The following is an 11,238-nucleotide window of genomic DNA, read 5'->3' on the forward strand; positions in this document are numbered from 1 at the left end:
CCGGCGCGGCCACGGTCCACATACCGCTCGGTACGTAATTCTTTCTGGAGCCGATTTCCGCATGACCGACACCGCCGTCCTGTTTCAGCCGTTCCGCAGCCCCAAGCTGGAACTCGCCAACCGCATCGTCATGGCGCCGATGACGCGCAACAAGGCGCCCGACGGCGTGCCGGGTCCGGCGAACGCCGCCTATTATCGCCGCCGGGCGGAGGCGGATGTCGGGCTGATCCTGACGGAAGGCACGGTGATCGACCGGCCATCCAGCCGTAACCTGCCGCACATCCCGGACTTCCATGGCGATGCCGCTCTTGCCGGATGGCAGGTGGTCGCGGATGAGGTCCACGCCGCCGGGGGCAGGATCGGGCCGCAGATTTGGCACACCGGGGGCACGCCCAGCAGCGATCCTGATTACCGGCGCGGTCCGCTCGACAGCCCGTCCGGCCTCAATGGTCCGAACGATCCTGCCGGCGAGCCGATGAGCGAGGAGGCCGTCGCCGACACGATCGCCGCCTTCGGCCGCGCGGCCGGCGATGCGCAGCGGCTGGGCTTCGATACGCTGGAGCTGCACGGGGCGCACGGCTACCTGATCGACCAGTTCTTCTGGGCGGCGACCAACCAGCGCACCGACCGGTTTGGCGGCGCCACCATTGGCGAGCGTGCGCGCTTCGGCGCGGAGGTCGTGGCAGCGGCGCGTGCCGCGGTTGGGCCGGACTTCCCGATCATCCTGCGCCTCAGCCAGTGGAAGCAGCAGGATTACACTGCCCGACTGGCCAATGATCCGGCGGAGCTGGAGCAGTGGCTGGCACCGCTGGTGGATGCCGGCGTCGACATTCTGCACTGTTCGCAGCGGCGTTTCTGGGAGCCGGAGTTCCCGGAGCTGGACGGCGAAGATGGCCTGAACTTCGCCGGCTGGGCCAAGAAGCTGACCGGCCTGCCGACCATCAGCGTCGGCTCCGTCGGGTTGTCGGGTGAGTTCCTCGGTTCCTTCGCGGGCGAAGGTTCGCAGGTGACCGAGCTTGACCGGCTGATCGCGCGCATGGAGCGGGACGAGTTCGACCTGATCGCCGTCGGCCGCGCGCTGCTGGCCGATCCACACTGGGTGGAGAAGATCCGCGCCAACCGGGCGGACGAACTGCGGGACTTCGACGTGGCGGCGCTGAAGGAACTCGCCTGACGCTTGGCGGCGGGGCGGGCGGGGGGTAGGGTGCGGGTCATGCGCATCGCTCCCCTGCTCGCCCTGTCGACTGGCCTAACACTGCTGGCCGCGTGCCAGCCTGCCGATCCGCCCGGCAGCGCACCGGTGGTGAGCGCAGCCACCATCGCCGGCGAATATCGCGTGACCACGCTGGATGACACACCGGCCGACTTGCCGGAGCCGATGCAGGCGGCCATCACTCCGACCCGCATCGATGTGCGATCGGGCTGCGTCCGCTTTGCTTTCGACTACCAGCTGGAAGGCGATGTCCTCAACCTGACCCCCGCTCCGGTCCCCTCCTGCCGCCGCGCATTGCTGCCGGCGGAACAGAAGGTGCAGGACGTGCTGGCGACCGGGCCGACGATCACCCGTCTGGCTGACGAGAGCCTGAAGGTCGGCGGCGCGACGGCCAGCTTCGTTCTCGCGCCCGGCTGACCTTCCACGCGGGCCACGATCTGCTAGCGGGCGGGGCATGAACGTCACCACCCGTTTCGCCCCGTCCCCCACCGGCCGGCTGCATGTCGGCAATATCCGTACCGCGCTGCACAACTGGCTGCTGGCGCGGGCGGCAGGCGGACGCTTCCTGCTGCGCATCGACGACACCGATGCCGCGCGCAGCGAGGAGCAATTTGTCGATAAGATCCGTGCCGATCTCGCCTGGCTGGGACTGGTGCCGGATGGGGAGGAGCGGCAATCGGCCCGGCTGTCGATCTACGAGCAAGCGTTCAATCGGCTGCGTGCGGCCGGACGGATCTACCCGGCCTATGAGACGCAGCAGGAGCTGGAGCTGAAGCGCAAGGTGCTGCTGGGCCGCGGATTGCCGCCGATCTACGACCGGGCGGCGCTGCACTTGAGCGAGGCCGAGCGGGCGGAGAAGGAGGCTGCGGGCATCGCGCCGCACTGGCGCTTCCTGCTCGACCATGCGGAGCCGATCAGGTGGCAGGACGGTATTCGCGGCGCGCAGCACTTCGACCCGGCCGCCTTGTCCGATCCGGTGGTGCGGCGCGCCGACGGATCGTGGCTGTACATGCTGCCTTCCGTCATCGACGACATCGAAATGGGCGTGACGGACGTGCTGCGGGGCGAGGATCACGTCAGCAACACCGCCCTGCAGATCCAGATGTTCACCGCCATGGGTGCCGGGCCACCCCGCTTCGCGCACGAGGCGCTGCTGGTCGGAAGCGAGGGCAAGTTGTCCAAGCGACTGGGCTCGCTCGGCTGCGATGCGCTGCGGGATGACGGCATTGAACCCGAAGCGTTGCTGTCGCTGCTGGCGCGGCTCGGCACCTCGCAACCGGTCGAGCCACAGCCGGACATTGCGGCGCTGGTGCCCGGCTTTGACCTCGCAACGTTCGGGCGGGCGCCGGCCCGCTTCGATGCGGAGGAACTGGCGCGGGTGAACGCGGCTGTGATTCACCAATTGCCGTTCGCTCGGGTCGCCGACCGGCTGCCCGCAGGCATGGGGGCACAGGCGTGGGAAGCGGTGCGGCCGAACCTGCATCGCATCGGCGAGGCAGCCGATTGGTGGCAGGTGATCGAGGGGCCGGTGACCCCGCCCCCCTTTGATGAGGAAACGCGCGCGTTCCTGCAGCTCGCCGCCGATCTCGACAGGTGGGGCGATGATCCGTGGGCTGTGCTCACTGCGGCGCTGAAGGAGGCAACGGGGCGCAAGGGGCGCGCATTGTTCCTGCCATTGCGTCAGGCACTGACGGGCCTTGATGCAGGGCCCGACATGCATCGGCTGCTGCCGTTGATCGGGCAGGTGCAGGCGCGCAGGCGGCTGCTTGCTGCTGCAGCGCAATAATTTTGGCTTGGCAGCATGATATATTGATACTAGCGGGCGTGTAACAGAATTACATAGCGGACTCGCCTCATGCCTCGCCAACTGCTCCTTGCCGCGTCCTGCCTTGCCGGCAGTCTCCTCGTCACGCCGGTTCTGGCGCAGCAGCAGGTGGATGGTGATCGGGCGGAGGTATTGCGCGGACCGATCATCGTCACGGCCCCGGGACTTGCGCGACTGGACCTGCTGGCCGGGACCAGCGTGATCGAGGGCGAGGACCTGCAGCGCAACTTGAAGGGGCAGATCGGCGACGTAATTGCCAAGCTGCCCGGCGTCAGCACCACCGCCTTCGTCCCCGGTGCCTCCCGCCCGATCCTGCGCGGCCTTGGTGGCGACCGCGTGCGCGTGCTGGTCGATGATCTCGGCACGGCCGACGCCGGCAATGTGTCGGACGATCACGCCGTTACCGTCGATCCGCTGATCGCGCAGCGGGTGGAGGTGCTGCGCGGGCCGGCGGTGCTGCTGTATGGCAGCCAGGCGATCGGCGGCGCGGTCAATGTGGAGACCAGCCGCCTGCCCGACCGGGTACCTGATGCGCCGCAGGTCAATGCGCTGGTCGGGGCTGACACGGCCTTCAACCGCTTCCAGGGTGGGGCCAGCTTCGACCTGCCGCTATCGCAGAGCCTGTCGTTCCATGTCGATGGCGCATATCAGGAGACCGGCGACCTGGAGATCCCCGGCTACGCCGTGGCGCCCGACCTCCGGACCGACCTGCTGGCCGATGCGGCCGAGCATGCGGCAGAAGGCGAGGCGGAGGAAGCGGCCGAGCTGACCGAGGCGGCGAGCCGCCGGCGGCGGGTGCCCAATTCCGCCAGCGAGCAGAAGAGCGCCGCCGCCAGCCTCAACTGGTTTTCCGGCAATAGCAGTCTGGGTGCCGCCTTCAGCTGGTATGACACCGCCTATGGCGTGCCGGAGCGGCCCGGCGCGGGGCACGCGCACAGCGAGGAGGCGGAAGACCACGACCACGACCATGATCACGCTGAACACGAGCACGAGGAAGGGCACGAACATGGCGATGTTACCATCGGCATGCAGCAGTACCGGGGCGACCTGAAGGGCGTCCTGGACCTTGGCACCGGCTTTTTCGATGAATTGCGCACCCGCTGGGCCTACACCGATTATCGCCATACCGAGTTCGAGGGTGACGAGGTCGGGACCGTGTTCACCGTGGAGACCGTGGAAGGGCGCGCTGAGCTGGTCCAGACGCCGCGGGATGGCTGGTCGGGATCGATCGGCGCGCAGTACCTGCATACCGATTTCGGTGCCGTCGGGGCCGAGGCGTTCGTTCCGCCGAACGTGACCGAGACCTTCGCCCTGTTTGCGCTGCAATCAGTAGAGCTTGGCCTGGCCGAGTTGCAGGCGGGCGCGCGCTACGACAACACCTCCATCGATGTGGAGACGCTGGGTGAGCAGCGTGACTTTGACGGCTTTTCCGGCTCGCTCGGCCTGTCGCTGCCGCTTGGCGGGACCGGCCTGCGCGCGGGTGTCGTCGGCAGCCATGCGGAACGGGCGCCCACCACGACGGAATTGTTCGCGGAAGGGCCGCATATCGCCACGCAGCAGTTCGAGATTGGCAATGCCGATCTCGACAAGGAGCGTAGCTGGGGATTGGAAGGCTATGTCCGCGGCAGCTTCGGCGGGGCGCAGCTATCGGCGTCGGTATATCATAGCTGGTTCGACAACTTCATCTATCTGACCGACACGGGTGTGGAGGAAGATGGTCTGCCGGTGTCGACCTTTGCGCAAGGGGGCATGAACCTGTTCGGCGCGGAAGGGGAGGTGCAGTTCCCGCTGGTCGATACAAGCCGGTTCGATCTGGCGGCGGATCTGCGCGCCACCTATACCCGCGCCACGCTGGACGAAGGTGGTCCGGTGCCGCGCATCCCGCCACTCAGCCTGCTGGGCGCACTGCAGGCCGGCCTTGGCCCGGTGGACGCACGAGCGGAGGTACAGTGGTTCGATGATCAGGACCGTCTGGCCGACGGCGAGACGCCGACCGACGGATTCACCTTCGTGAACCTGTCGCTCGGCTATCACCCGCTGCCGCAGAACGAGAACGTGCTGATCCTGCTGCAACTCGATAACGTCTTCGCGAAGGAAGGGCGTAACCACGCCAGCTTCACGAAGGACTTCGTGCCGCTGGCAGGTCGTAACTTCCGGGTCAGTGCACGGATCAGCCTGTAGGCGACAAGCTCAGTACCGCCACCAGGCCCGGCGCTTGGTGTCCGGCACGCCGTCGCCATCCGTATCCACATAGCCGCCGGGCGTAGCCGGGGCGGTGACGAAGGGCCGGTCGCCCGCGCCGTTGGTGGCGCGGCCTTCCGCCAGGCCTTCTGCCCGAGCCTGGGCGAGCTCCGCCTCCCGCGCGCGCAGTTCCGCCTTGTGCGTCTCGATCTCGCCCTTACGCACGGTGCGGATATGGTCGTAGTGCCAGCGCATCTGGCCGTAGGCGAACACCGCTAGCAGGCCGCCGATGATTGCCAGGTTCTTCATGGCTGCCTGCGCCTGCATCGGATCGCTGATCTGCGCGTGGAACAGCAGGATGGTCAGCGCGGTGAAGCCGGCGAGCAGCAGCGAGATCAGCCGGCTTGCCAAACCCAGCGCCAGCAGCGCGCCCGCGACCAGTTCGAAGATGGCGGTCGGCAGCGCGAGCGATGGCGACAGCGTGCTGCTGGAGGCGATGTAGCTGGCGGTGCCGGGCAGGTCGGCCAGCTTCTGGATACCTGATACGAAGAACAGCGCACCCAGCAGGACGCGCCCGATGGCAACGGCGATGGCGGACATTGGCGATACTCCCCTTGATCTTTGTTGCAGGGGAACGCGCGGAATGCGGGTAAGTGCCTTTATGCCCGAATGACCCGCGCCACGCCTGTCGCCGGTTGGCAGGCGCGGCGGGGAGGCCGGTGCTCTACCGCTTCCAATCCTCATATTCGTCGAGCACACGCTGCGGCTGCGTGACCCACCAATTATAGCCGTTGCGCCGCCCTTCGGAGATGTTGTTCACGTCATCGTGGATGGTGCGGTCCTTGTCCCCGAAGATCGGCTGACCGGTGACGATGTCGTAATTGCGCGACCACAGCGGGCCGGCGCCTTCGCGCGGGAACAGCTTGCGCCCCTCGTTACCCACGCGCTCCCACGCGAAGCCACGCACGGCCGCCGATTGCAGCCAGGCGATGCCACCCTCGACGGAGGCGCGGATCGCGGGGCTGGGATCGGGCCGGCTCATCAGGAACTCCAGCACCTCCGTCGTCTCGCCGCTGGCAATGGAGCGCGGCTCGTAATTGCGGGCGGAGATCGGCTCCAGCGTCAGGGGATCGACCTGTTGCGGCCAGCCCAGCAGCGCGCCGTCGCGGCGGACCTGCGATGCCAGGATCACCGCCACCGCGCGATCGACCGCGCCGGCCGCCTGCTGGCGCAGGCGCTGGGGCACGAAATCATATTGCGGCTGGGCCGCCACCTCCCCCAGGAGCATCGCCGCCTTGGCCACCGCATTGTCGTTGAAGGTGATGCCGTCGTGGAAGCCGCCTTCCAGCGGCCAGTTCTGCGGCCAGCCGCCATTGGGATATTGCGCAGCCAACAGGTACTCGACCCCGCGAACGAAACTGGCCCGGTACGCGTCGCCCTCATCACCCGGCAGGGCGGCGGCGACACGCTGCAGGAAGCGCATCTCCGTAGTGGTGGCGTTGTTGTCCAGCGAGCCGACGAACGTCCAGAACCGATCGGTCGGGGCGTCGAAATTGGCCGGGTCCTGCGCCATAGTCTCCGCATCATTGGCGTAGCGCTGGCCTGGCAGGCGCGCTGGTCCGCGACGATCCTGGTTCTTGCTCCACCCGCCGGCCGGCGTCTGGAAGCTGACCACCGTGTCCGCGATCGCGCGCGCTTCCGCCGTGCGATACCAGCGCGCTGGTCGATCGAGCGGCATGGTGTCGCTGCCGCCACCTGCGACCGGCGGCGGCGGCGGGGTCTGGCCTTGCGCCAGTTCCGCCGGCAATGACTGGCGATCAATCTCCATCTGCAGCTTCGAGCGCAGCAGGTATGCGCGCCAAACGTCCTGCTGATCGTCGGGCAGGGTAGCGATCCGCTGCTCCGTCAAGGGCAGGGCCGGCTGGTTGATGGCGATCACCTTGCCCTGCGTGGCACCTGCATGAAGGGTACAGCCTGCGAGCAGCAGGGCGGTCAGAATGCGTATGGTCAAGCCTGTCTCCCGTGGCTCGTCCCGGGCGCGGCGCGACCGGGCTTCCTGTAAGCCGGACCATTTTCCCCGGCATGGCGACCAAGGCCGCAGCGTACCTGTTACATGTCATATAAGTGGATGCAAGAGAACCGCAGGGGATTGCGGGCTCCAGCGTTGCGAACGTCACCTTCCGCTCCCTACCCGATCAAGATGGGTGTGACAGGCTTGAAGCAGCGAACGAGACGAGCCGTGCATCCAGTGCGTTGCGTTGCGGCATCATGATGGCTTCATTCGGGAAAAACGAAGCCCGCTGCGCTTGTCACCGGTGTCAGGTTATCATACAGGTTCGGCAAGACCAGCTGTCAGGCTGGCGATCGGAGTAGCGAAACATGCCTGAATCCGCCACTTCGCGGGCCCGCCTGGGCCTGCGGGTATCTGCGCTTGCCATCATGGTGGCTGCCACGCCGGCGCTGGCGCAAGTCGCGCCGTTGCCAGGCGGCACCAGCGAGCAACCCGCCACGCAAGGCACGCCTCAGACGTCAGTGGACGCCGCGGCACAAGGCGTCTCGGGTGCCGACACGGCCAGCACCGATGCGGGAACGGGCGAGATCGTGGTCACCGGTTTCCGCGGCAGCCTGGATCGCGCACTGGATATCAAGCGGAACGAGGCGGGTGCCGTCGATGCCATCCTGGCGGAGGATATGGCCGACTTCCCCGACCTGAACCTGGCGGAATCCATCCAGCGGCTACCCGGTGTCACGATCGAGCGTGATGGCGGGCAGGGTCGCACGATCAGCGTGCGTGGTCTGGGTGCCGATTTCACCCGCGTCCGGATCAACGGGCTGGAGGCGCAGGCTGCGGTCGGCGGCAATCGTGGTCGCGGTTTCGACTTCTCGATCTTCGCATCGGAACTGTTCAACTCGATCACCGTGCGCAAGACGCAGTCGGCGGAGATCGAAGAAGGTTCGCTGGGCGCTACGGTGGACCTGCAAACCGGTCGCGCGCTGGACTTCGGCGCGGGCATCCATGGCGCGGTGGCGGGTCAGGCGTCCTACAACGACCTGTCCGAAAAGACCCTGCCGCGCCTTGCCGGCCTGTTGAGCTGGGCCAACGAGGACGAGACCTTCGGCGTGCTGGCGTCTGTCGCCTACAGCGAGCGGCGCCCGACCAGCGAAAGCTTCAACACCACGCGCTGGCAGAGCGGCAATCCGGCCGAGGCCTACGGCGCCGGCAACAATTTCGCCGGTTGCCTGACCTGTACCACCGACGCTGAGCGGTCGGAGGCTCTCTCCGCCTTCTACCCGCGCATCCCGCGCTACACGATCGGGCTGTTCTCGGAAGACCGGCTGGGCCTGACCGGGTCGGTGCAATGGCAGCCGACCCCGGACACCGAGATCGTGCTGGACGGCCTGTATTCGAACTTCAACCAGAGCGGGGAAAGCCCGAATATCGAGGCGATCAGCTTCAGTCGCGCCGCCGGCGGCGTGCGTGAGACGGTCTTGCGCGAATACGAGATCGATCGGGACAAGAACACGTTGTCCTATGGCGTCTTCGACAATGTCGATGTCCGCAGCGAGAATGGGACCACCCGCAACGAAAGCCGTTTCACGCAGCTGTCGCTGAACGCGCGTCACGCCTTCACCGACCGGTTCCGTGCCAGGGTAAAGGTGGGTACTTCGCACTCGCGCGCCCGCACGCCGCTATCTGTCGCTTACATGTTCGACGCGTTGAACGTGGACGGCTTCACCTACGATTTCCGCGACAATGATCGCCTGCCGAAGATCTCCTACGGTTTCGACGTGACCGATGGGCGCAATTTCACCCTTACGGAATGGCGGCGGAGCAGCGGAGGCGCCGACTACCGCCTGAAGACCGCCGCTGGTGCGTTCGAATACGACCTGACGGACGATCTCACGATCAAGGCGGGCGCCGAATACCGCACCTATGACTTCGAAACGTTCGGCTTCCAGCAGGAGGTGTCCGCGCTGTCGGGCGCCGACCGGGCCACGGACGTGACGAACTTGGGCAAGATCGAGACGATCGCCGGCGGGCTCGACATCCCGGCAGGAACCGACCTCAACTACATCGTCCCCGATATCGAGGCGATCAGCGCCGTCCTCAGCCGGTATGACGATCCGCTGGTTCCCGCGTTCAACGGTACGCGCGAGGTGGAGGAGAAGGATACGGGCGGCTTCGTCCAGGTCGACTTCGACACGGTGGCGGCAGGCTTGACGGTGCGCGGCAATGTCGGCCTGCGCTATTCCCACACCGACACGACCTCCTCCGGCTTCCTCAGCACGGAATATGTCGACGTGGACAACAGCTACAGCAACTGGCTGCCGTCCTTCAACCTGGCGGTCGAGCCGGCTGACGATCTGGTGGTCCGGCTCGGCGCGGCAAAGGTGATCTCGCGCCCTGGCCTGGGCGACCTGACCCCCGGTGGCACGCTGTCTACCCCGACCCGGCGCGTGTCCTACGGCAATCCGCTGCTGACCCCGTTTCAGGCGACGAACTACGACGCCGCCATCGAATGGTACTTCGCACCGGAGGCGTTGCTGGCGGCGGCGGTGTTCTACAAGAAGATCGACAGCTTCCCGACCTCCGTCACGGAGATGGTGCCATGGCGCAGCCTGGGCCTGCCCGACAGCTTGCTCGCCGGCTCGCCCGCCTCTCCCGACGAGGATTTCGAGGTTACCCGCCTAACCGACGGCAGCGGTGGCGAACTGAAGGGGCTGGAACTGCAGTACCAGCAGCCGTTCAGCTTCCTGCCCGGCGTGCTCGATAATTTCGGCTTCATCGGGAACATGACCTTTGTCGATTCAGAGGTCGATTACGGCGCGTTCGGCAAGAACCGGCTGCGCGGCCAGTCCAACTTCATGTACAATGCCACCCTGTATTACGAAGATGACCGGTTCAGCGCGCGGGCGTCCGCCGCTTACCGGGATGACTACCTGGTCGATTTCCCCGGCGGCAACGGCAACACCGAAGAAGGCGTCAATGCGACGCTGAACCTCGATGCATCCATCTCCTACGAGGTGGCGGACGGCGTGCGCCTGTCGGTTGAGGCGATCAATCTGACCGACGAGTACAACGACCGCTACGTCGATGTGACGAACCGCGTCTCCAACTATCGCCACTTCGGGCGCGAGTTCCTGTTCGGGGCGCGCGCTTCGTTCTGACGATCAGGGCGGGGTGGCGATGCCTGCGGGCGACGTCACCCCGTCGTCATCGCCGCGCCCAGCTCCGAATGGCGCGACAGGCTTTCGGTCATATGATGCCGCGCCGCGTCCCGCGCGCCGGTGATGTCCATGCGGACGATTGCGGCCAGGATCGCCTCGTGCTCGGCCCTGACCTTGGCGACGTAGTGATCGTGCGCCTCCCCCGGCTGGTCGCGCAGGTACAGGTTGCGGGGCGGCACCAGCCGTATGCCCAGAAAGTCGATGAAGCGGGCGAAGTAGGGGTTCTTCGTCGCCTGTGCGATCGCCATGTGGAACTGCGCATCCGCGCTGGCATAGGCCGCCGGGTCTTCGCAGACCTCCGCCATCTGCCGCATGGCCGCCCGCATCGCGTCCACATCGGCCTGGTCCCGGCGCGCTGCGGCCAGGCCCGCCATCTCCGTCTCGATCGCCAGCCGCATCTCCAGCAGGCGAACGATCTCGCCTAGTTCGCTCAGTTCCTCCCGCGTGACCTGGAAGGCACGATAGCGCGCACCTTCGGTCACGAACACGCCTGACCCTTGCCGCGACCGGGCGAAGCCCTGCGCTTCCAGCCGGGCGACGGCCTCGCGCACCACGGTGCGGCTAACTTCCTGGGTGGTCGCGATGCTTTTCTGCGATGGCAGTCTGGTTCCGGGGGCGATGGTGCCGCTGATGATCTCGGCCTTCAGCTTGTCGTACAGCTCGTCGGCGAGTGAAACGGCCCTTGCCATAGACAATCCTTTGCACTGGCGCCCGCGGCGCCGGGATCATGTCGTATCGCATTGTCAGGGCCATGAACAACGACTGTTAGAGCATCGGCCGAATGAGGCGG

At 66.6% G+C, this 11,238-nt stretch carries 8 protein-coding genes; 5 read left to right on the forward strand and 3 right to left on the reverse strand.

Annotated features, from left to right (window positions below):
* Positions 1–61 precede the first annotated feature (61 nt).
* The 4 genes from V5740_RS12890 to V5740_RS12905 all read left to right on the forward strand — a co-directional run bounded on the left by V5740_RS12890 (position 62) and on the right by V5740_RS12905 (position 5,219).
* Positions 62–1,174 carry an NADH:flavin oxidoreductase gene (locus V5740_RS12890; protein WP_347302875.1) on the forward strand — a complete coding sequence of 371 codons (1,113 nt, stop codon included), beginning with the start codon at positions 62–64 and terminating at the stop codon, positions 1,172–1,174.
* Between the two features lie 39 nt (positions 1,175–1,213).
* Entirely contained in the window at positions 1,214–1,630 is a 417-nt protein-coding gene (locus V5740_RS12895) for a hypothetical protein (protein ID WP_347302876.1), read from the forward strand.
* 37 nt (positions 1,631–1,667) lie between these two features.
* A complete protein-coding gene (locus V5740_RS12900; RefSeq protein ID WP_347302877.1) occupies positions 1,668–2,999 on the forward strand; it encodes a glutamate--tRNA ligase in 1,332 nt (443 codons plus the stop codon).
* A gap of 69 nt (positions 3,000–3,068) precedes the next feature.
* Positions 3,069–5,219, forward strand: coding sequence for a TonB-dependent receptor (locus tag V5740_RS12905; RefSeq protein WP_347302878.1), 2,151 nt, complete (start codon positions 3,069–3,071; stop codon positions 5,217–5,219).
* A gap of 9 nt (positions 5,220–5,228) precedes the next feature.
* Here V5740_RS12905 and V5740_RS12910 read toward each other — a convergent pair whose 3' ends face one another.
* On the reverse strand, positions 5,229–5,819 hold the full coding sequence (locus tag V5740_RS12910; RefSeq protein ID WP_347302879.1) for a DoxX family protein: 591 nt from the start codon (positions 5,817–5,819) through the stop codon (positions 5,229–5,231).
* Positions 5,820–5,943: 124 nt separating this feature from the next.
* Positions 5,944–7,230 carry a pectate lyase gene (gene pelA / locus V5740_RS12915; RefSeq protein ID WP_347302880.1) on the reverse strand — a complete coding sequence of 429 codons (1,287 nt, stop codon included), beginning with the start codon at positions 7,228–7,230 and terminating at the stop codon, positions 5,944–5,946.
* Positions 7,231–7,598: 368 nt separating this feature from the next.
* On the opposite strand from pelA, the gene V5740_RS12920 reads away from it, so the two are divergent.
* Positions 7,599–10,388, forward strand: coding sequence for a TonB-dependent receptor (locus V5740_RS12920; protein WP_347302881.1), 2,790 nt, complete (start codon positions 7,599–7,601; stop codon positions 10,386–10,388).
* Positions 10,389–10,423: 35 nt separating this feature from the next.
* Here the strand turns inward: V5740_RS12920 and V5740_RS12925 are convergent, their stop codons facing one another.
* Positions 10,424–11,137, reverse strand: coding sequence for a FadR/GntR family transcriptional regulator (locus V5740_RS12925; protein WP_347302882.1), 714 nt, complete (start codon positions 11,135–11,137; stop codon positions 10,424–10,426).
* Positions 11,138–11,238 lie beyond the last annotated feature (101 nt).

Origin of the sequence: Croceibacterium sp. TMG7-5b_MA50 (assembly GCF_039830145.1) — a bacterium.
Taxonomy (GTDB): domain Bacteria; phylum Pseudomonadota; class Alphaproteobacteria; order Sphingomonadales; family Sphingomonadaceae; genus Croceibacterium.